This window comes from Curtobacterium sp. PhB115, assembly GCF_003752025.1.
GTDB lineage: Bacteria > Actinomycetota > Actinomycetes > Actinomycetales > Microbacteriaceae > Curtobacterium.
Genome location: NZ_RJKR01000008.1, coordinates 243,699 through 262,432 on the forward strand (window position 1 = coordinate 243,699; position 18,734 = coordinate 262,432).

Consider the following 18,734-nt stretch of genomic DNA (forward strand, 5'->3'; position numbering starts at 1 on the left):
CGTGTTCTACCTGGACCGGGCGGCCACCACGCCCGTCCGCCGCGAAGTGCTCGAGGCGATGTGGCCGTACCTCACGGGAGTCTTCGGCAACCCCTCGTCGACCCACGGCGTCGGCGACGAAGCCGCGCGCGGGCTCGCCGCCGCACGGAAGCAGGTCGCGGAGGTCCTCGGCTGCCGACCGGCCGAGGTCGTCTTCACCACCGGGGGCACCGAGGGAGCGAACACCGCGGTGAAGGGCATCGCCCTCGCCGAGCCGCGCGGACGCCACGTCGTGACGAGCGCGATCGAACACGAGGCGGTCCTGGAGAGCTGCGCGTACCTCGCTCGGTTCCACGACTTCGACGTCACGGTGCTGCCGGTCTCGCCGGACGGCCGCGTCGACCCGGCGGTGCTGCGCGACGCGCTCCGGCCCGACACCACGCTCGTCTCCGTCGCCCATGCCGACAACGAGATCGGGACGGTGCAGGACATCCCGGCGCTCGCCGCGGTCGCGCACGAGGTCGGAGCCCGCTTCCACACCGACGCGGTGCAGTCCGCGCCGTGGCTGCCCGTCGGGCTCGACGTGCTCGGGGTCGACGCGCTGTCCCTGTCCGGCCACAAGCTCGGGGCGCCGAAGGGCACGGGGGTGCTCGCGGTCCGGGCCGGGGTGCGCGTCGAACCGCTGCTGCACGGTGGGGGACAGGAGCGCGGACGACGATCGGGCACCGAGGACGTCGCCGGTGCCGTGGCGGTCGCGACGGCGCTCGGGCTCGTGTCGTCCGGCGGTGCCGGCGCGGCTGGTGCGGCCGGCGCGGCTGGTGCGGCCGGCGCGGTGTCGCGCGCGTCCGCCGTCCGTGACGCCGTGCTCGACGGGGTGCTCGCCGCCGTCCCCGGGGCGTTCGTCACCGGGTCGCGGGAGCACCGGCTCCCCGGGCACGCGTCGTTCTGCTTCCCCGGTGTCAACGGTGAGACCGTGCTGCTCGAGCTGGAGCAGCGGGACGTGGTCTCGTCCTCCGGGAGCGCCTGCGCCGCGGGCAGCACCGAGGCGTCGCACGTGCTCACCGCGCTCGGGATCCCGGAGGACGTCGCCCGGACCGCGCTGCGCCTGACCTTCGACGCCGGGCTGCAGCCGTCGGACGCCGCGGTCGTCGTGAGGGCCGTCGCCGATGCCGTCGAGACCGTCCGCGCACTCGGCTAGGGTGTACTAGACGTTCTACTCCATCTCTGGGTACGTGTCCCCCCTTCTGCGGACACGAAATCTGCGTCAGAGTGTTCACATGGCAAACGTGATGGTGACTCGGGCAGGACGGGACGACCGCTTCCGAGCGGTGCAGCTCCTCCCCGCTCCCGCGACCCTCGTCGCGCTCGCCCTGGCTGCGCAGCACGACCTCGGCACCGCCCCGCTCGGGCTCATCGCCGTCGTCGGTGCCCTCGCGACCGTCGGGAGTGCCCTGCTCCCCATGATCCGACCCGCCGCCGATCGACGATCGATGCCCGCACCGATCGAGACGGACCGGTACCGAGAGGACACCGAACACCCTTGAGGTCCACCACCGTCCGGATCCTCCCCGCTCAGGGGACCGGGCGGTGCACCAGACCGGACGCCGACCCCCTGATCGACGTCCGGCGCGGGGCGCGACGTTCCCCTGTCGTCGTGTCCCGCCGCACACCGCGACCCGCCGTGGGCCGACGTCGACCCCTGAACGACGTCCGTTCCCCTGCAGCCCACGGCGGGTTCCCGGTGCTCCCCATCCGCGCCGGCATCCGCGCTAGCGTCGTTGCATGCCCTCGTACCGTGTGACCATCGCCGTCGGTGCGCTCGCCGCGGGCACGGCGCCCGACGCGGTCCTGCCGGCGGCCGCGAGACTCGTCAGCGGCCACGCCGTCGTCGAGGCGCAGGACGTCCGGCTGCTCCGAGGGGTCCCGTGCGCGGTCGTCCGCTTCGAGGCCGAGGACGACGCCACGGCCGCACACGTCCGCGACGCCACGGTCCTCGGACTGCGCGACGTGGTCGAGATCCGCTCCGACGTCGTCACCCGGCGCGAAGGAGCACGGTGGATCCCGGTCGCCTGACCCGTCAGGTGGTGCGGGTCGCCGGCTCCGGGGTGCCCGGCCAGAGGTAGTCCAGGTCGTCGGGCGCGTCCGGGAACAGCTCGCGGTAGTGCTCCGGCGCCTTCTGCACCAGCTTCGACCGATGCGACTCGTGCAGGGCCTCGTCGTCGTTCCACGGCGGGAGCGGCACGTCGCCGCGCTCGTACGCCGCGAGGTCCTCCGGCACCCGCCCCAGGTCGAGCAGGGTCTTCTCCAGGCAGGTGTCGACGTGCCCGCGTTCGAGCCACACCCGGCACGTCGCGTCCTGGTACGACATCAGCGCCGGTCGGTAGCCGCGCCACATCGCCGTCACCGGGTGGTGCTGCCAGCCGTACCCCGGCAGGGTCAGCGCCCGCATCACCTGCAGCGTCTCGACCCGCTGCTTGCCGAGTCGCCGGTCGTCGAGGCTCTCGGCCGAGGCCCGGAAGTCCGCGTACGGCAGGAAGGTCTGCATGGCGCGGACGGTACGCCGACGGCACTGGCACCCGACACATGTCGTCACACGCGAACCGCCCGGACGGCAGGCGTGTGAGCATCGATCGCATGAGTGGAGAACTGGTCGTCGGCGTCAGCGGTAGCCCCTCCGACCCGTCGCGGACGTCGACCCTGGTCCGAGCGACGGTGGCCCGGCTGGGCGAGGAGATCGAGGACGCCCGCACCGAGACCATCGAGATCGGACCGCTGCTGGCCGACCTCGGTGCCGCCTCGACCCGCGAGGCGATGTCCGAGCGGACCCGGCGCGCGCTGGAGACCGTCGAGGCCGCCGACGTCCTGGTCGTCGGGAGCCCTGCGTTCCGCGCCGCGTACTCCGGCGCGTTCAAGCTCTTCTTCGACTGGATCGGGCAGTACGACCTCGTCGACACCCCGGTCCTGCTGACGGCCACCGGTGGCAGCGACCGGCACGCACTGCTCGTCGAGCACCAGATGCGACCGCTGTTCGGCTTCTTCCAGTCCACAACCCTGCCGATCGGGGTGTTCGGCAACGAGCGCGACTTCACCAAGCGCGAGGGTGGCTACGACATCGGCAACGTGGACCTCGAGCTCCGCATCGACCAGGCCGTGCGCCGGGCGCTCCCGATCATCCGCGGCGGCTTCGCCACGGCAGGCCTCACCGACGTGCGGCGTCCCGCCGACTTCTGACCCGCCGCGCCCGGCGGCGGCGCCCGCCGCGCCGCACAACCAAAGTGCATCGGAACCGTGGGAATCCGCGGTTCCGATGCACTTTGGTTGTGCCCGACGTCGCCGCGCGCCGCGCCGCCGCGAGGGCCCGCCTACGGCGCGGGGACCGCCACGGTCTCGCCGGACGCCGCCGACCGCCGCGCTGCGTCGAGCACCTCGACCACGTGCACCGCGTCGTCCACGGGCACCGGCACCGAGCCGAGGCCCCGTACCGCACGGCCGAACCGCTCGTAGTAGTCCGTGTAGGAACTCTGCGCCGAAGGCACCTCGACCGTGCCGGACTCCGTCGTCAGCGTCCCCGGCGACGGCTCGATGCCCCAGCCCGATCGGTCGTCCGACGGCGATGCCCCCGCGACCGCAGCCTGCGCCTGCACGTCGGTGCTCGTGGCCTCGTACGTCCCGTCCACCCCGTCGAGGCGGAGTCGTCGCGCCGGCAGCCACCCGGCCTTGTTCGACGTGAGCACGGACTCGACACCGGACACGTGGGTCGCGGTCAGCGTGAACCCCGCGTCGATGGGTCCGTCCTGGTCGCGGCCGAGGCTGCGGGCGTCGCGGAGGTCGAGCGTGCACGACACCCGCGCGATCGGCCCGAACAGTGACACGGCCTGATCGACCAGGTGCGAGCCGATGTCGGAGAGCACCCCGCCACCGATCCCGGTCGCGATGCCGTGCCGCTCGACCATGTCGAAGCGTGACCAGAAGCGCAACGGCGTCCCGATCTGCCCCGAGTCGAGCACGCCGCGCAGGGTGACGAGGTCGGTGTCCCACCGGCGGTTGTGGAACGGCGTGATCAGCACGCTGGCGTCGGCCGCGGCCTGCCGGATCGCGCGCGCGGTCTCCGGGTCCGGGGCGAACGGCTTGTCCGCGACGACGGCGACACCGGCTGCGATCGCTTCGAGCACGAGGTCCCGGCGGGTCGACGGGGGAGTGGTGATGACGACAGCGTCGACGCCGGCCGTGATCAGCGCACCGAGGGAGTCGTGCACGGGGACGCCCGGCACGTCACCCTCGAGCTGTTCCCGCTTCGCCGCGGAGCGCGCGACGACGCCGACGAGTTCGACGTCCTCCGCGTCCAGGAGGAAGGGGCGGTGGAACGCCCGCCCTCCGATGCCGTAGCCGACGAGACCGATGCGCACTTTGTCCATACATATGAACCTAGGCGCGTCGCCCGCTTCAGAGCAAGGACGCGACGTGCGCGACCGCGAGTCGGTAGCCGTCGGCACCCGCGCCGGCGATGACCGCCGTCGCAGCGGTCGCCACGTGATCGACGTGCCGGAACGGCTCACGCTTCCACGTGTTCGACAGGTGCACCTCGACCACCGGGACGGAGAGGGCCTCGACCGCGTCGTGGAGCGCGACGGAGGTGTGGGCGTAGGCAGCGGGGTTGATGACGACGGCAGCGAAGTCGTCGAGCGCCTCGTGCAGCCACTCGACCAGCTCGCCCTCGCGGTTCGTCTGCCGGAAGTCGGCGTCCAGGCCGTGCACCGCCGCCTCGGTGTGCACGATCGCCTCGAGTTCGGCGAGCGTCACGGTCCCGTACTGCTCCGGATCGCGCCGTCCGAGGATGTCGAGGTTCGGTCCGTTGAGGACGAGGATGCGCACCGGGTCGGTCATGGATCGAGCGTACCGACGTGCTCGGAGCCATGACGTCCGCGATGTATACCCCGGCTATGTGAACGGTCACAATTCGGTGTAACGTTCCCGTCCGGGTCGGCTGAGTTGCCGACTGCAACACACTGACGTGGAGATGTGAATGGTTCTCGCTGCAGCGAACACAGGGATCCGGCTCGATCTGGGCTGGGTCGACTACGTGATGGTGATCGTGTACTTCGCGGTCGTCATCGGGATCGGGTTCACCGCCCGGAAGCAAGTCCGCACGAGCATGGACTTCTTCCTCTCGGGTCGGTCGATGCCCGCGTGGATCACGGGCCTCGCCTTCGTGTCCGCGAACCTCGGCGCGACCGAGATCCTCGGCATGGCCGCGAACGGCGCCCAGATCGGCATGGCGACCCTGCACTACTACCTCGTCGGCGCGGTGCCGGCGATGGTGTTCCTCGGGCTCGTGATGATGCCCTTCTACTACGGCTCCAAGGTCCGCAGCGTGCCGGAGTTCATGCTCCGTCGCTTCGGCAAGGCCCCGCACCTGGTGAACTCGATCGCGTTCGCGGTGTCGAACGTCCTCATCGCGGGCATCAACCTCTACGCGATGGCCATCGTGATCGAGGCGATGCTCGGCTGGCCCGAGTGGATCGCCATCATCGTCTCCGCGGGCTTCGTCCTCGTCTACATCACCCTCGGTGGCCTCTCCAGCGCGATCTACAACGAGGTCATGCAGTTCTTCGTGATCCTCGCCGGGCTCATCCCGCTGACGATCGTCGGTCTGCACCGTGTCGGCGGCTGGGACGGCCTGAAGTCGGCCATCGTCGAGACCCAGGGCGTGCAGCACCTGCAGGCGTGGGCGGGCACCGGCTTCGGCGACGTCACGAACCCGATCGGTGCGAACTGGCTCGCCATCGTCCTCGGCCTCGGCTTCGTGCTCGGCTTCGGCTACTGGACCACGAACTTCACCGAGGTGCAGCGCGCGTTCTCGGCGAAGAACATGTCCGCCGCCCGTCGCACGCCGCTCATCGCCGCGATCCCGAAGCTCTTCATCCCGGCCATCGTCGTGGTCCCCGGCCTGATCGCCGCGGCCGTCGTCGGCAACCAGTTCGCCGACGGGTCGCTCACCTACAACGACGCGATCCCGAAGCTCATCCAGATGTACCTGCCGACCGGTGTGCTCGGCGTCGCCGTGACCGGTCTGCTCGCCTCGTTCATGGCGGGCATGGCGGCGAACGTCTCCTCGTTCAACACCGTCTTCACGTACGACATCTGGCAGCGCTACATCAAGCCGAACATGCCCGACATCCACTACCTGAAGACCGGGCGCTGGGTGACCGTCGTCGGTGTCCTGGTGGGCATCGCGACCGCGTTCATCGCCGCGCAGGCGTCGAACATCATGACGTACATGCAGACGCTGTTCTCGTTCTTCAACGCGCCGCTGTTCGCCGTGTTCATCCTCGGCCTCCTCTGGAAGCGGATGACCACGCAGGGCGCGCTGTGGGGCTACATCCTCGGCATCGTCACGCCGACCATCACGTGGATCGCGTACCTCGTGAACCCGGAGCTCTTCGCCACGGCGACCGCCGAGACCCTCTACGGCGCGATCATCTCGTTCGTCACGGTCCTGATCGTCGGGTTCGTCGTGTCGATGGCCACGAAGCCGAAGGACGAGAAGGAGCTCGGCGGCCTGGTCTACGGCGTCGGCAAGATCGACCTGCACAGTGACTCCGTGGCGACCGACACCGCCTGGTACCGCTCGCCGGCACTGCTCGGCACCGTCGCCCTGGTGCTGTGCGTCGTCCTCTACCTCCCGTTCCTCTAGATCCGCGAAGGAGATCACCAACCATGAGTGACACCACCACCCCGGGCTCGATGACCGAGGAGCAGAAGGCAGCTCTCGTCCGGTCCACCCGGCGACTCGACCTGCGCCGGATCCTCGGCGGACTCTTCGTCGTCTACGGCGTCATCACGACGATCGTCGGCATCGTGCACTGGGACACCGACCCGGAGAAGACCGGCGGCATCCACATCAACCTCTGGGTCGGGCTCTCGATGCTCGTCGGAGGGCTCCTGTTCTTCCTCTGGGACCACCTGAACCCGGTGCCGGCGGAGGACATCATCGGTCAGGCCGAGGCCGAGGCGCACCAGAAGGCTGCCGGCGAGGGCCGCGAGCTCGCCTGAGCAGACCCACCCCGGACGGGAGGCGCGGTGCCGGTCGGCATCGCGCCTCCCGTCCGCGTTCGGGTCCGGTTGACGGCCCCGCTCACCCGTTTTTTGCGTTTCCCGGCGCCACGAACCTCAGGACTCAGGAGACGATCACAGCCGTCGTCAGGTCGTGGTCCCCAGCAAGGCCCGCGCCGTGTGCGCCGCAGGCGATGTCAGCCAGCGCGAGAAGTGGTTTTGCGTTCCACTTGCTTCGCCGATGAAACGGTTGCGGAGCGTCCGCGGCTGCGCCAGGTTGAGCACGACGAAAGGAACCACCCATGGACACGATGGTCTTCATCAACCTCCCCGTCGCCGACCTCGAGCGCTCGAAGGCGTTCTACGAGGCCCTCGGGTACTCGATCAACCCGGCCTTCAGCGACGACACCGCGGCGTGCGTCGTCGTGAGCGACACCATCTACCTCATGGTCCTGACGACCGCGAAGTTCGCCGAGTTCACGGACAAGACGATCGCCTCACCCGACACGATCGAGGTCATCAACTCCCTCACCGCGGAGTCGAAGGACGATGTGCACCGCATCGTCGACGCCGCAGTCGCAGCCGGCGGTACCGAGGACCGGCCGGAGATGGACCTCGGGTTCATGTACCAGCGCAGCTTCACCGACCCGGACGGCCACCGCTGGGAGTACGTGTGGATGGACCCGCAGGCCGCACAGGACGGCCCGCCGTCGGAGTGACGGCACGGGTGTCGGCGGCGTCGACCAGGATGGTGCACATGAGCACCGAGCCCGTCGCCGCACCCCCGTCGGACCTCGTCGTCGGCGGCGACGGACTCGCACGTCCGGTGTGGGCGTCGTCCGACGAGCTCCTCCGGACCTACTACGACACCGAGTGGGGCATGCCCGTGCGCGACGAGCGCGGGGTGTTCGAGCGGCTCTCGCTCGAGGCGTTCCAGTCCGGCCTGTCCTGGCGCACGATCCTGGCGAAGCGGCCCGCGTTCCGTGCGGCCTTCGCGGACTTCGACGCGGACACGGTCGCGGCCTTCGGTGAGGACGACGTGGCCCGGCTGATGGCGGACGCCGGCATCGTCCGCAACCGCGCGAAGATCCTCGCGACGATCACGAACGCGAACGCGACGATCGCACTGCGGCAGGACGGCGGGCTGGCCGAGTTCGTGTGGTCCTTCCGGCCGGACACGACGCCCGAGCCGCGGACGTACACCGAGGTCCCGACGAAGTCCGACGAGTCGGTCGCGCTGTCGAAGGCGCTCCGGAAGCGGGGGTTCGCCTTCGTCGGGCCGACGACGATGTACGCGCTGATGGAGGCGCTCGGCATCGTCGACACGCACCTGCTGGGCAGTCACCGCCGCGGGACCTCGGGTGTGTGGGCGGCAGTGCCCCCGACCGACGGCCGCAGCGCCGACTGACCGGAGCAGTGCGGGACGCGCGGGGCTAGGGTCGCGACATGAGCACGGACCAGCCGAATCCCCGGGTCACCCCCGTCCACCCCGTGGAATCCGACATCGTCGAGGTGCCGGTCGATGTCGAGCCTCCCGCACCCGAGGGACTGCCAGATGCGGACGACGTGGTCCCCGCACACGACCCCGACGAGATCCGCATCTCGTTCCTGCTGTTCCCGAACCTCACGCAGCTCGACCTCACGGGCCCGGCGCAGGTGCTGTCCCGGGTCCCCGGCGCGCGGGTGGAGTACGTCGCGGCGACGCTCGACCCCGTCTCGAGTGACTGCGGGCTCGCCCTGGTGCCCACGACGACGATCGCCGAGGCCGGGCCAGCCGACGTGCTCGTGGTGCCCGGGGGCGACGGCGCCTTCGACGCGATGCTCGACCCGGAGGTCATCGGGTTCATCCGGCGCGAGGCCGAACGGGCCACCTGGATCACGTCGGTGTGCACGGGTGCGTTCGTGCTCGGTGCCGCCGGCCTGCTCGCCGGCAAGCGAGCGACCACGCACTGGGCGTCGAAGCCGATGCTCGCGGCGTTCGGTGCCCAACCGGTGGAGGACCGGGTGGTCGACGACGGCGCGGTCGTCACGGCGGCCGGGGTGAGTGCGGGCATCGACATGGCGCTGTGGCTCGCGGCGGAGCTCGCTGGGCAGCCCGCGGCCGAGGCGATCCAGCTGCAGATCGAGTACGACCCGCAGCCGCCGTTCGACGCGGGGTCGTCGGTCCGGGCGGACACCCGTGTCGTCACCGCGGCGCGGGCTGCCGCCGAGGACTCCCGCGGTGAGCGTGTGGCGCGAGCCGCCGCGGCCGTGATGCGCTGAGCAGCACAGCTGCACAGCAGCACAGCAGCACAGCTGCACAGCAGAACGGCTGCGGCGCCTCGGCTAGCGGTTGCCCTTGGAGCCCCGACTCGGCTTGCCGCGCATCTTCCCGCGACCGGGCGTGGGCCCCTTGCCGGTGTTGGACTTCTTGCCACTGCCGGACTTCCCGCTGCCGGGCGACTTCGCCTTCGCCTTGCCGCCGGCGCCGGCGCCGGCACCGGCCCCGGACCCGCCGGAGCCCGCGCCCGCGCCGGAACCCGACCCGGCCTTGGCGCCCCCACGAGCCGGACGCGAGGCGTCGGCACCGTCGCGATCCGTGCCTCCAGGCTGGTCCTGCGCACTGCGCGAGCTGTTGGCGGTGCGCCCACGAACCACGCCGATGAAGTCCTCCGTCACCTCGGTGGCGTCGGCATCGCGCCACACCAGCGCGATCCGGGTGCCGGTTCCGCCGAGGAGCGGGCGTCCGACCAGGTCCTTGCGGCTGGCCGCGCGGAACAACGACTGGGGGAGGACCGCCACGCCGACGTTCGCCTCGACCAGGTCGAGCGTCGCTGCGATGTCCGCGGGCACGGGGCCGGCGTCGATCACGTGCACGTCGAGTTCGTCGTCGGCGAGGTCGATCTCGGCCAGCTCGGCGAGCGGGGAGTCCTTCGGCATCGCGACGACGGCCGTCTCGGTCCACAGCGGGATCGCGTTGTGGGCCGGGGAGACGGGCATCCGGGCGAAGACCATGTCGGCCTCGCCGGCGAGTGCGTCGTCGACGCCGTCCGCCCCGATCGGACGGAGGAGGAGGTCGATGGAGGGGAAGCGTTCCCGCCAGACCCGAGCCCACTTGGCGGGGGAGACCCCCGGCACGAAGGCGATGGTGAGTGCCGCGGTCATGCAGACGAGCATACGGGCCGTACTCTGGTCACCATGGCGCAGGAACAGACCATGAAGCCCGAGACGGCTGCGAAGAAGCTCGGCATCTTGCTGGCGGCCGCCCCGGAGTCCTTCCGGGACGCTCCGGTCACGCGGACTGCCTTCGACGAACTCCGGACCGAACCCCCGGCGTGGCTCGAGGACCTCCGACGCGACGGCCCGCACCCGCGACCCGTCGTGGCGCAGAAGCTCGGTGTGTCGATCTCGGGGCTGACCCGTGCGGGCATCGAGGACGCGCTGACGACGGCCGACATCAAGACGCTGCTCGAGCAGAAGCCCGAGTGGCTCGTCCGTGAGCGTGCGACCCAGGCCGCCGTGCACGCCGAGAACGCCCGCGTGAAGCAGGACCGCGCTGCGAAGACCGCGGCCCGCGCCGAGGACTGACCGAACCCCGCACCACTCCGCCCCGAGGACACGCCGTGCACGAGACCGTCGCTGACGCCATGCTCGTCGTGCCGCAGTTCGCCTCGGTGTGCTGCATCGTCGGTGATCGGTACCGTCCGCGGCCCGGTGTGATCGTCCCCGCGGCGGTGATGCTCGTCGCGATGCTGATGCCCGTCGTGCACGCCGGCGCGGTGTGGACGCTGTTCGCGGCGACCCTGCTGCTGCTCCTCGCACCCCTGCCCGTGATGCGCCGTCGTCGCGCGGACGGCCGCCGTGGCGAGCCGATGGACCTGCACCGCGCACTCTCCGCGGTCGTGATGGCCGGCATGCTGCTCATGGGCCACGCGACGGGCGTGTCGGACGGGCACGCCGGGCACGGCATCGCACTGTCCGCGGTGCTCGGCGCCGGGGTGATCGGCTACTGCGCCTTCAGCGGGTGGCTGCTCCGTCACGAGTGGGCGCAGGAGGACCGCCGTGCGGTCCGGAGCGGCGAGGTCTTCGCGATGACGGTGGCCGTCGTCGGCATGACGCTCGCGATGTAGCGACGGGCGCAACCGCCTGGAGGCCCGCCCCGCGTCATCGACGCGGGACGGGCCTCCAGGGTGGTGGGCTCGAGAGCCCCTACTGCGTGACCTCGTCGAGGTCGTCGATCCCGCGGGCTGCGGCCGCTGCGCGGCGCGCACCCATCGACGGAGCGATGAGGGCGGCGAGCACCGCGAGCACGGCGACGCCGGCGCATGCCCAGAAGCCGATCGTGAACGCGTCGTCGGTCGGCAGGCCCTGCGGCGTGCTGTGCGAGGTGATGAGGGCGGCGATGACGGCGGTGCCGACGCTCGAGCCGATGGTCCGGACGACGGTGTTGGCGCTGATGGCCTCGCCCGTCTGGTTCGCCGGGACGCTCTCGATGATCGCGTTCGAGCAGGCCGCCAGGGCCATGCCGATGCCGATGCCGGTCAGGATGCCGGAGACGACGACCTGCCAGAGCTCACCGTGTGCGATCGCCGGCAGGACGAACGCGGCGACGATCGCGAACCCGCCGATGAGCATCGGCGGCTTCGGGCCGACCTTGCGGACGAGGATGCCCGCGATCGGTCCGGCGATGATCATCATGATGACGGTCGGCAGCAGGAAGAGCCCGGCCTGCGTGACGTCCTTGCCGAAGCCGTAGCCGACCGCGGTGGGGAGCTGCAGCAGCGTCGGGACGAGGACGAACGTGCCGAACATCGCGAAACCGAAGACGAGGGCGACGACGTGTGCGGTCCACACGCCACGGACCGCGAAGAGCCGGACGTCGATGAGCGGCTCGGCGACGCGGAGCTCGACGAGCACGAACGCGATGAGCGCGACCGCGCCGAGCACGAGCAGGCCGACGGTCTTGACGTCGCCCCAGCCCCAGGTCTCGCCCTCGCTGATCGCCAGGAGGATGGCCACGAGCGACACCGCGAGCACGAAGGTGCCGGCCATGTCGAGTCGGCCGGGCTTCCGGACCGGCGACTCGGGCATGCCGAAGATCGCGCCGATGAGGGCGATGACGACGAGGACGGCGGGCAGCCAGAACAGCCAGTGCCATGAGAGGTGCTCGACGATCGGGCCCGCGGCGACGATGCCGACACCGGCGCCGATGCCGAAGATCGCCGAGAGGAGACCGATGGTGACGCTGACCTTCTCCTTGGGGAGCTCGTCGCGGACGATGCCGATCGAGAGGGGCATCACCGCACCGGCTGCACCCTGGAGTGCACGGCCGACGATGAGCACGCCGAGGTTCGGTGCGAGGGCGGCGAGGACGGCGCCGACGAGCAGGATCGACAGCACGACGATGAGGACCTTGCGCTTGCCGATCATGTCACCGAGGCGACCGAGGATCGGCGTCAGCACCGAGGCGGAGAGCAGGTAGGCGGTGAGCACCCAGCTCGTCGCGCTCGTGGACGCGCCGAGGTCCTGGCCGATGGTCGACAGCGCCGGGGCGACGAGCGACTGCAGGACGGCGAAGGAGAGGCCGCCGAGCGACAGGTAGACGATGATCGCCGTGCTGTTCGGTCGTCGTCCCGAGGTGGTCGGGTGCGAGCCCGTGCGTGGGCTCTGCATGGTGTCGGTCATCGTGCTCCGTGGTCGTCTCGGGTGATGTAAACAATTGCTGACTCGACGAGGGTACGCATTTCTGGCCCGATGTCAACACTTGCTTACATCACGGCTCGGCCCGCTACGCTGCGACCATGAGCAAGGACGCCGCCGCCACCCGACTGCTGCTCGTGCAGGCTGCACGGCGACGGTTCGCGTTCGACGGGTTCCGGGCGACGACCGTGCGGGACATCGCCTCGGACGCCGGGGTCAACGTCGCGCTCATCAACCGCTACTTCGTGTCGAAGGAAGGCCTCTTCCGCGCCTGCCTCGACCGCGTGGTCCAGGACCTCGGGGACGCGGAACGCCGGGTCCCGGACGCCGAACGGGCGCTCGCCGACCTGATCGGACACGTCGTGCGCGCGCCCTCAGACGAGGACTCGATGCAGCTCATGCTGCTGCTCCGCTCCTCCGGGGACGACGGCGCCGACGCGATCCGGCGGGAGACGCTCCGGCGGTACGCCGAACGGCTCGCGAACGCGGTCGGTGGCAGCGTCACCGACGATCTGCTCATCCGGGCCGAGATCGCGCTGTCGATCGTCCTCGGCATGACGATGCTGCGGACGTCGACGCAGGTGGAACCACTCGCGTCCGCCGACGAGGACGCCGTCGCGGTGCCGCTGGCCGACGCCCTCCGCGCCCTGCTCACGCCGTCACGGTAGCGTCGAGCCGTGTCCGACCGACCCGTTCGCCGCCCCGATCCCGCTCCGCGCCTCGACGAGGTCGACGAGCGCATCCTCTGGACCCTCGCGGCGGACGCCCGCATCCCCAACAACCGGCTCGCCGCCGCGGTCGGCATCGCCCCGTCGACCTGTCTGACACGGGTGCGCGCGCTCGAGGACGCCGGCGTCATCCGGGGCTACCGGGCCGAGGTCGACATCGCGCGGCTCGGCTTCTCGATCGAGGCGATGGTGTCCGTCCGGGTGCACGCCGCCGCCCGGCACGAACTCCGCGAGTTCGCGAAGCGCCTGTTGCGGGTCCCCGTGGTGCAGGACGTGTCGTTCCTGGCCGGTGACAAGGACTTCCTCGTGCACATCGCGTGCGAGTCGACGGAGCAGCTCCGGGACTTCGTCGCCGACGAGCTCAGCGGAGACCCGTCGGTCGCGACGACCCAGACGAACATCGTGTTCGAGCGGCTCGTCGCCGACCGGACCACGCAGGCGCGTTCGTTCGACGAGCTCCGGCGCTGGCGGGCCTGACGCGGCCCGACGACCGCTGCCGCGCCTAGCGCGTGCGGGTCATCGGGACGTGTCGGATGCCGTCCTCGAAGAACTCCTCGCCGGAACGCACGAAGCCGTACCGCCCGTACCACTGCTCGAGGTGCGCCTGGGCGTCGAGGGCGATCGACGCTGACCGGGACTCGGCGATCGCGGCCTCGATGAGCTGCCCGGCGAGCCCCTGGCCCCGAGCGTCCCGTGCGGTCGCGACACGACCGATGCGCTCGGTGCCGTCGGGCTCGCGCAGGAGTCGCAGCGTCGCGTCGACCGAACCCTGCCCGGCCCAGAACTGCACGGTGCCGGGCTCGAGGTCGCGGCCGTCGATGTCCGGGTACGCGCACGCCTGTTCGACGACGAAGACGTCCTGCCGGAGTCGGAGGACCTCGTGCAGCGTGACGATGTCCAGGTTGCGAGTCGGAGCGTTGAAGATCGAGACCAAGACCGGCCTTTCCTGACGATTTCTTCCGAAACCTGGTGCGTTCCGGGAGGGAGTGGCGTACCGTGCCGGTCAACCACTCTACGTGCGCAGCCGAGATCAGGAGGTGAGCGCATGGACAAGGCGTTGCGCGCACCCTGGCGCGCCGTCCTCCGCATCGCCCTGCTGGGCATCGGGACCCTCGCTGCCCTGGTGCTGCTGTCCCTCGTGTTCGGTGCGCGGCCCGCCTCGGCGTCCGTCGTCGACGAGCTCGGCAAGACCGTGCACGGTGTGACGAACGGCGTCGGCGGAGTCGTCGGCGGCGTGGTGGACCCGGTCCGCAACGCGGTCGCGCCGACCCCGGCGAAGCCCGCCCCCGCAGCCCCTGCACCAGCGCCCGCAGCACCCTCGGCACCGGCACCGGCACCGGCGCCCGCCCCTGCGGCCTCCGCCCCCGCGCACGCACCGGCAGCACAGCCCGCGGCCCCCGCAGCCCCCGCGCCGTCGAGCCCCGCTCCGGCCGCTGCACCGGCACCTGCCGCACCCGCGCAGCCAGCCACGACCGCCCCCGCGGCCGCGGCGACCACGCACCCGACGAAGGCCGTCGTCGACACCGTGAGCCGTGCCTCCAGGCCGCTCACCGACACCGTCGCGAACGTGCTCCGCCCCGTCACCGGCACCGTCGAGAGCGTCACCGATGCGCGCCCCGTCACCGCCGTGGTCGGCACCGTCGACCACGTGGTCGGCGGCGTCCCGGTGGTCGGCTCCGTCCTCGGCGACGACACGCTCGGGACGGTCACCGGACCGGTCACCGGCCTGGTCGACGACACCCTCAGCGGGGTCGGCACGACCGTCGGCTCCGTCCCGGACGTCGTCACGGGCATCGTCCCGGCGGTGGGGGAGACCCTGCCTGGAGGCTCGACCCCCGTCATCGACATCCCCTCGCTCCCGGTGGGCGGCACGACCACCCCGCCGCCCGCGCCCGCAGGGTCGGTCCCGACCGCAGACGCGCCCGGTGGCGTCGCCGAGACGCCGTCGACGGGACCTCGCTCCGGGGCCATCCCCGGTGCTGCGCGGTCGTCCGCTCCCGCGACGACCCGGCACGCGGACTCGACGTCGACGCACGTCAGTAGCTCGCTCGTCATCGGCCCGCTCGCCGGCGGCGTTATTGCAGCCACCGTCGCCACCGGTGACGTGCAGGACGCGACCCTCGGCGGCCGCGCGCTGCTGGTCCCCGAGGACGGTGACGGCCACCCGGCCGCGCCGTTCGACGGACACGGCGTCGGCGTCCTCGGTGGGACGGCCACCTCGACCTCCGGCGGCGTCGCAGCCGTCGGCATCGTCGGATCCTCCGACGACCAGTTCTCCCTCGCCGCGGGGTCTCGCGGCAGCCTCTCCGACGACGTGCTCCCCGCATCGGTCGTCGGCGAGCACGACGTCGCCCCTGACTGAGATCGGTGCGCCTGTCCGACACGGCAGGCATGCCCACCGATCGCGACCGCGATCGGTCACAGATCTCGATCAGGAGCAACGACCATGAACAAGTACGTCTCGAGAGGGCTCTGGTTCGCCCTCTTCGTCGGCGGCCTCACGCTCGGAGGGACGGCTGCGGCGAACGCGGCCACGACCTCCGGCGCAGACGGCGCCGTGTCAGGAACACAGATCGCCCCCGCCGTGGACGCCCCGGTGTCCATCGGGGGCAACGCCCTCGGGCTGCTCGGCGACGCGGTGTCGTCGGTGACCACGCCCGCGGCGGCAGCGACTCCCTCCGCTCCCGCCGCTCCCTCCGCTCCTGCCGCTCCTGCCGCTCCTGCCGCTCCTGCCGCTCCCGCCGCGACCACGTCGGGGCAGGACGGCACGGCATCCGGCCCGCAGGTCGTGCCGGAAGTGACCGCGCCGGTGACGGCTTCCGGCAACGCGGTGGCCGTCGGTGGCGACGCGGTGTCGACCTCGACGCCCGCTGCTGCTTCGGCTGCTTCGGCTGCTTCGGCTGCTTCGGCTGCTTCGGCGGCTTCGGCGCCGAGCACCTCGGGGTCGGACGGGATCGCCTCCGGCACGCAGGTGGCCGGTGACGTGACCGCGCCGGTGACCGCCTCGGGCAACGCCGTGGCCGTCGGTGGTGATGCGGTGTCGACCTCGACGCCCGCTGCTGCTCCGGCTGCTGCTCCGGCGGAGCCGGTCGCTTCGGGCTCGAGCACGTCGGGCTCGGACGGCACCGCCTCGGGCACCCAGGTCGCCCCGACCGTGTCGGTCCCGGTGACGGTCTCCGGCAACGGGATCGGCGTCCTCGGCGACGGTTCGGCAACGGGTTCCGCGCCGGCAGCTCCGGCGGCCTCGACGCCCGCCAACGGCTCCGCGACCCCGGTCAGCACGTCCGGCGAGGACGGGCTCCTCTCCGGCACGCAGATCGGCGGTCTGGTCGACGTCCCGGTGACGATCGGCGGCAACGGGATCGGGCTGCTCGGTGACGGGACCTCGGCGGGCTCGGTGCCTGCTGCTGGTGCCGGCACCGGAACCGGTTCGGCTCCGGCTGCTGGTGGTTCGACGGATGGTTCGGACGGTACGGCGTCGGGGACGCAGGTCACTCCGGTGGTCTCGGTTCCCGTGACGGTCGGTGGCAACGGGATCGGGCTGCTCGGTGACGGGACCTCGGCGGGCTCGGTGCCTGCTGCTGGTGCCGGCACCGGCACCGGTTCGGCTCCGGCTGCTGGTGGTTCGACGACGGATGGTTCGGACGGTACGGCGTCGGGGACGCAGGTCACTCCGGTGGTCTCGGTTCCCGTGACGGTCGGTGGTAACGGGATCGGGCTGCTCGGTGACGGCATGAGCACGGGCACCACGCCTGCTGCTGGTGGCACCGGCACGACCCCGACGACCGGTGGCACCGCCAGCGGCGATGACGGAGTCCTCTCCGGCACCCAGGTCACTCCGGTGCTCAGCCTCCCGATCACCATCGGTGGCAACGGGATCGGCATCGTCGGTGACGGCACGAGCACCACGACCCCGGCCACCGGCACCGACCCGGGCACCACGCCCGGCGACGGCACGGACCCGGGCACCACGCCTGGTGACGGCACGGACCCGGGCACCACGCCTGGTGACGGCACGGACCCGGGCACCACGCCCGGCGACGGTACGGACCCGGGCACCACGCCTGGTGACGGCACGGACCCGGGCACCACGCCTGGTGACGGCACGGACCCGGGCACCACGCCTGGTGACGGCACCGACCCGGGCACCACGCCTGGTGACGGGAACGGTGCCGGCAACGGCACCACGCCCGGCATCGTGACGACCCCCGCGACCGCGACCGGCGTCGACGGCGCGACCGGTGCCTCCCCGGCCGGTGTGGTGGCCACCACGACCGCCGTGACCAGCGGCGTCGCGACCATCGCCAGCACGATGGCCGACACGGTGGCAGCTGCCGCCGCCGGCACCGGGGCGACCGAGCTCGCCTACACGGGAGCGACCTCGCCGGTCGTCCCCGCCGGGTTCGCGCTGCTGCTGCTCCTCGCCGGAGCGGGCACGCTCGTGCTCCGTCGTCGGCACTGACCGGAGGTCGATGAGGGACGCCGCACCTGCGGCGCCCCTCATCGCCGCGCCGGGCAACTGGCTACTGGGCGCGACCGACTACCTCGGCCGCGATCCGCTGCGCGACCTCGTCAGCCGGGACCGACGTCGCGTCGACGACCTCGGCCTCGTCGTGCAGCCACGTTCGCGCCGCTTCCGCGTAGGCGTCGACGTACGCCTTCCGGAACACCGACGGACCCATGTACGGGTCGTTCTGGATCCGCTCGACGAGCGTCGGACCGTCGACGTGGAGGACGAAGTGCCGGACGGGGACGCCGTAGGACTCGAGACCGGCGCTGATCTCCCGCCAGTACGCCTCGACCAGGACCGTCATCGGCATGATGAGCGGCCCGTCGATGTACTCGTGCACGCGTCGAGCGGTCTCGACCACGAGTGGCCGCCACGGGTCCCAGTGCTGGAAGTTGTCCGTCGTGGGCAACCCGGGTCGGACGTCCATCAGGACCTCGCCGATCTTCTCGGCGTCGAGCACCTGCGAGCCAGGGAGGAGCGGCTGCAGGAGGCGACTCGTCGTCGTCTTCCCCGCCCCGTGCGTCCCGTTCAGCCAGACGATCACTGCCAGGCCTCGCTGGGATCGTCAGCGACGCACGCCGCGAGGAGGGGGAGTAGCGCCAGGCATTCGCCCGCCGTCGTGATGAGCCGAGGGTTCCGCACGAGACGAGCATGCCTCATCGGGGTCGGTCGGCCAGTCACGATCCGGCGACGACTCGGCCACCATCGGATGCTTGCCGAGCGGCGGACGCGCCCCGGGCCCGCGCCTGTTGCGCCCCGCCACGGGCATCGCGCCCCGAAGAGTC

The 18,734-nt window shown here is 71.6% G+C and carries 22 protein-coding genes; 15 read left to right on the top strand and 7 right to left on the bottom strand.

The genetic code is table 11. The features are described 5' to 3' along the window. Position 1 precedes the first annotated feature (1 nt). The 3 genes from EDF19_RS12675 to EDF19_RS12685 all read left to right on the top strand — a co-directional run bounded on the left by EDF19_RS12675 (position 2) and on the right by EDF19_RS12685 (position 2,052). Complete coding sequence (locus EDF19_RS12675; protein WP_123681233.1) at positions 2-1,177, top strand: cysteine desulfurase family protein; 1,176 nt, start codon at positions 2-4, stop codon at positions 1,175-1,177. Positions 1,178-1,256: 79 nt separating this feature from the next. After that, the gene (locus EDF19_RS12680; RefSeq protein WP_148071099.1) at positions 1,257-1,523 is read left to right on the top strand and encodes a hypothetical protein; all 267 of its coding nucleotides are present in this window, start codon (positions 1,257-1,259) and stop codon (positions 1,521-1,523) included. A 238-nt stretch (positions 1,524-1,761) separates the two neighbouring features. Next, entirely contained in the window at positions 1,762-2,052 is a 291-nt protein-coding gene (locus EDF19_RS12685; protein ID WP_123681235.1) for a hypothetical protein, read from the top strand. A gap of 4 nt (positions 2,053-2,056) precedes the next feature. Here EDF19_RS12685 and EDF19_RS12690 read toward each other — a convergent pair whose 3' ends face one another. Further along, positions 2,057-2,524, bottom strand: a complete 468-nt coding sequence (locus tag EDF19_RS12690) for an MSMEG_6728 family protein (protein ID WP_123681236.1) — start codon at positions 2,522-2,524, stop codon at positions 2,057-2,059. Positions 2,525-2,613: 89 nt separating this feature from the next. On the opposite strand from EDF19_RS12690, the gene EDF19_RS12695 reads away from it, so the two are divergent. Next, positions 2,614-3,210: an NAD(P)H-dependent oxidoreductase gene (locus tag EDF19_RS12695; RefSeq protein WP_185022826.1), complete on the top strand. Its 597-nt coding sequence runs from the start codon at positions 2,614-2,616 to the stop codon at positions 3,208-3,210. A gap of 131 nt (positions 3,211-3,341) precedes the next feature. Here the strand turns inward: EDF19_RS12695 and EDF19_RS12700 are convergent, their stop codons facing one another. Then, a complete protein-coding gene (locus tag EDF19_RS12700) occupies positions 3,342-4,394 on the bottom strand; it encodes a Gfo/Idh/MocA family protein (RefSeq protein WP_123681238.1) in 1,053 nt (350 codons plus the stop codon). A 28-nt stretch (positions 4,395-4,422) separates the two neighbouring features. Continuing rightward, positions 4,423-4,863: a type II 3-dehydroquinate dehydratase gene (gene aroQ, locus EDF19_RS12705; RefSeq protein WP_123681239.1), complete on the bottom strand. Its 441-nt coding sequence runs from the start codon at positions 4,861-4,863 to the stop codon at positions 4,423-4,425. Between the two features lie 139 nt (positions 4,864-5,002). Here aroQ and EDF19_RS12710 point away from each other — a divergent pair, with 139 nt between their 5' ends. From EDF19_RS12710 to EDF19_RS12730, 5 genes are all read left to right on the top strand, one after another. Further along, positions 5,003-6,673 (top strand): sodium:solute symporter family protein, encoded by a 1,671-nt coding sequence (locus EDF19_RS12710; RefSeq protein ID WP_123681240.1) that lies wholly within the window; start codon positions 5,003-5,005, stop codon positions 6,671-6,673. 23 nt (positions 6,674-6,696) lie between these two features. Beyond that, positions 6,697-7,032: a hypothetical protein gene (locus tag EDF19_RS12715; protein ID WP_123681241.1), complete on the top strand. Its 336-nt coding sequence runs from the start codon at positions 6,697-6,699 to the stop codon at positions 7,030-7,032. A 302-nt stretch (positions 7,033-7,334) separates the two neighbouring features. Further along, positions 7,335-7,751, top strand: coding sequence for a VOC family protein (locus EDF19_RS12720; protein ID WP_123681242.1), 417 nt, complete (start codon positions 7,335-7,337; stop codon positions 7,749-7,751). Between the two features lie 38 nt (positions 7,752-7,789). After that, positions 7,790-8,440, top strand: coding sequence for a DNA-3-methyladenine glycosylase I (locus tag EDF19_RS12725; RefSeq protein WP_123681306.1), 651 nt, complete (start codon positions 7,790-7,792; stop codon positions 8,438-8,440). A 38-nt stretch (positions 8,441-8,478) separates the two neighbouring features. Further along, positions 8,479-9,294 (top strand): DJ-1/PfpI family protein, encoded by an 816-nt coding sequence (locus EDF19_RS12730; protein ID WP_123681243.1) that lies wholly within the window; start codon positions 8,479-8,481, stop codon positions 9,292-9,294. A gap of 63 nt (positions 9,295-9,357) precedes the next feature. On the opposite strand, the gene EDF19_RS12735 is transcribed toward EDF19_RS12730, so the two are convergent. Then, on the bottom strand, positions 9,358-10,176 hold the full coding sequence (locus EDF19_RS12735; protein ID WP_185022827.1) for a LysR family transcriptional regulator substrate-binding protein: 819 nt from the start codon (positions 10,174-10,176) through the stop codon (positions 9,358-9,360). A gap of 33 nt (positions 10,177-10,209) precedes the next feature. On the opposite strand from EDF19_RS12735, the gene EDF19_RS12740 reads away from it, so the two are divergent. Further along, positions 10,210-10,599 carry a DUF5997 family protein gene (locus tag EDF19_RS12740; protein ID WP_123681245.1) on the top strand — a complete coding sequence of 130 codons (390 nt, stop codon included), beginning with the start codon at positions 10,210-10,212 and terminating at the stop codon, positions 10,597-10,599. Between the two features lie 35 nt (positions 10,600-10,634). Beyond that, positions 10,635-11,141: a hypothetical protein gene (locus tag EDF19_RS12745; protein ID WP_123681246.1), complete on the top strand. Its 507-nt coding sequence runs from the start codon at positions 10,635-10,637 to the stop codon at positions 11,139-11,141. 79 nt (positions 11,142-11,220) lie between these two features. On the opposite strand, the gene EDF19_RS12750 is transcribed toward EDF19_RS12745, so the two are convergent. Next, entirely contained in the window at positions 11,221-12,696 is a 1,476-nt protein-coding gene (locus EDF19_RS12750) for an MFS transporter (RefSeq protein WP_123681247.1), read from the bottom strand. Between the two features lie 116 nt (positions 12,697-12,812). Here EDF19_RS12750 and EDF19_RS12755 point away from each other — a divergent pair, with 116 nt between their 5' ends. Beyond that, positions 12,813-13,379, top strand: a complete 567-nt coding sequence (locus EDF19_RS12755) for a TetR/AcrR family transcriptional regulator (protein WP_123681248.1) — start codon at positions 12,813-12,815, stop codon at positions 13,377-13,379. A gap of 9 nt (positions 13,380-13,388) precedes the next feature. Next, a complete protein-coding gene (locus tag EDF19_RS12760; protein ID WP_123681249.1) occupies positions 13,389-13,916 on the top strand; it encodes an Lrp/AsnC family transcriptional regulator in 528 nt (175 codons plus the stop codon). Between the two features lie 25 nt (positions 13,917-13,941). Here EDF19_RS12760 and EDF19_RS12765 read toward each other — a convergent pair whose 3' ends face one another. Next, complete coding sequence (locus tag EDF19_RS12765) at positions 13,942-14,373, bottom strand: GNAT family N-acetyltransferase (protein WP_123681250.1); 432 nt, start codon at positions 14,371-14,373, stop codon at positions 13,942-13,944. Positions 14,374-14,484: 111 nt separating this feature from the next. Here EDF19_RS12765 and EDF19_RS19180 point away from each other — a divergent pair, with 111 nt between their 5' ends. Together EDF19_RS19180 and EDF19_RS19185 are read left to right on the top strand one after the other, a co-directional pair. Beyond that, positions 14,485-15,801, top strand: coding sequence for a hypothetical protein (locus EDF19_RS19180; protein ID WP_185022828.1), 1,317 nt, complete (start codon positions 14,485-14,487; stop codon positions 15,799-15,801). Positions 15,802-15,885: 84 nt separating this feature from the next. Beyond that, the gene (locus EDF19_RS19185; protein ID WP_185022829.1) at positions 15,886-17,901 is read left to right on the top strand and encodes a cell wall anchor protein; all 2,016 of its coding nucleotides are present in this window, start codon (positions 15,886-15,888) and stop codon (positions 17,899-17,901) included. A gap of 61 nt (positions 17,902-17,962) precedes the next feature. Here EDF19_RS19185 and EDF19_RS12775 read toward each other — a convergent pair whose 3' ends face one another. Next, entirely contained in the window at positions 17,963-18,493 is a 531-nt protein-coding gene (locus EDF19_RS12775; RefSeq protein ID WP_123681251.1) for an AAA family ATPase, read from the bottom strand. Positions 18,494-18,734: the final 241 nt, after the last annotated feature.

What these genes read in the sequence shown, in the direction of transcription:
- EDF19_RS12680 (WP_148071099.1), top strand. Translation starts at nt 1,257, where the DNA reads ATGGCAAACGTGATGGTGACTCGGGCAGGACGGGACGACCGCTTCCGA.
- EDF19_RS12685 (WP_123681235.1), top strand. Translation starts at nt 1,762, where the DNA reads ATGCCCTCGTACCGTGTGACCATCGCCGTCGGTGCGCTCGCCGCGGGC.
- EDF19_RS12690 (WP_123681236.1), bottom strand. Translation starts at nt 2,524, where the DNA reads ATGCAGACCTTCCTGCCGTACGCGGACTTCCGGGCCTCGGCCGAGAGC.
- EDF19_RS12695 (WP_185022826.1), top strand. Translation starts at nt 2,614, where the DNA reads ATGAGTGGAGAACTGGTCGTCGGCGTCAGCGGTAGCCCCTCCGACCCG.
- EDF19_RS12700 (WP_123681238.1), bottom strand. Translation starts at nt 4,394, where the DNA reads ATGGACAAAGTGCGCATCGGTCTCGTCGGCTACGGCATCGGAGGGCGG.
- aroQ (WP_123681239.1), bottom strand. Translation starts at nt 4,863, where the DNA reads ATGACCGACCCGGTGCGCATCCTCGTCCTCAACGGACCGAACCTCGAC.
- EDF19_RS12710 (WP_123681240.1), top strand. Translation starts at nt 5,003, where the DNA reads ATGGTTCTCGCTGCAGCGAACACAGGGATCCGGCTCGATCTGGGCTGG.
- EDF19_RS12715 (WP_123681241.1), top strand. Translation starts at nt 6,697, where the DNA reads ATGAGTGACACCACCACCCCGGGCTCGATGACCGAGGAGCAGAAGGCA.
- EDF19_RS12720 (WP_123681242.1), top strand. Translation starts at nt 7,335, where the DNA reads ATGGACACGATGGTCTTCATCAACCTCCCCGTCGCCGACCTCGAGCGC.
- EDF19_RS12725 (WP_123681306.1), top strand. Translation starts at nt 7,790, where the DNA reads ATGAGCACCGAGCCCGTCGCCGCACCCCCGTCGGACCTCGTCGTCGGC.
- EDF19_RS12730 (WP_123681243.1), top strand. Translation starts at nt 8,479, where the DNA reads ATGAGCACGGACCAGCCGAATCCCCGGGTCACCCCCGTCCACCCCGTG.
- EDF19_RS12735 (WP_185022827.1), bottom strand. Translation starts at nt 10,176, where the DNA reads ATGACCGCGGCACTCACCATCGCCTTCGTGCCGGGGGTCTCCCCCGCC.
- EDF19_RS12740 (WP_123681245.1), top strand. Translation starts at nt 10,210, where the DNA reads ATGGCGCAGGAACAGACCATGAAGCCCGAGACGGCTGCGAAGAAGCTC.
- EDF19_RS12750 (WP_123681247.1), bottom strand. Translation starts at nt 12,696, where the DNA reads ATGACCGACACCATGCAGAGCCCACGCACGGGCTCGCACCCGACCACC.
- EDF19_RS12755 (WP_123681248.1), top strand. Translation starts at nt 12,813, where the DNA reads ATGAGCAAGGACGCCGCCGCCACCCGACTGCTGCTCGTGCAGGCTGCA.
- EDF19_RS19180 (WP_185022828.1), top strand. Translation starts at nt 14,485, where the DNA reads ATGGACAAGGCGTTGCGCGCACCCTGGCGCGCCGTCCTCCGCATCGCC.
- EDF19_RS19185 (WP_185022829.1), top strand. Translation starts at nt 15,886, where the DNA reads ATGAACAAGTACGTCTCGAGAGGGCTCTGGTTCGCCCTCTTCGTCGGC.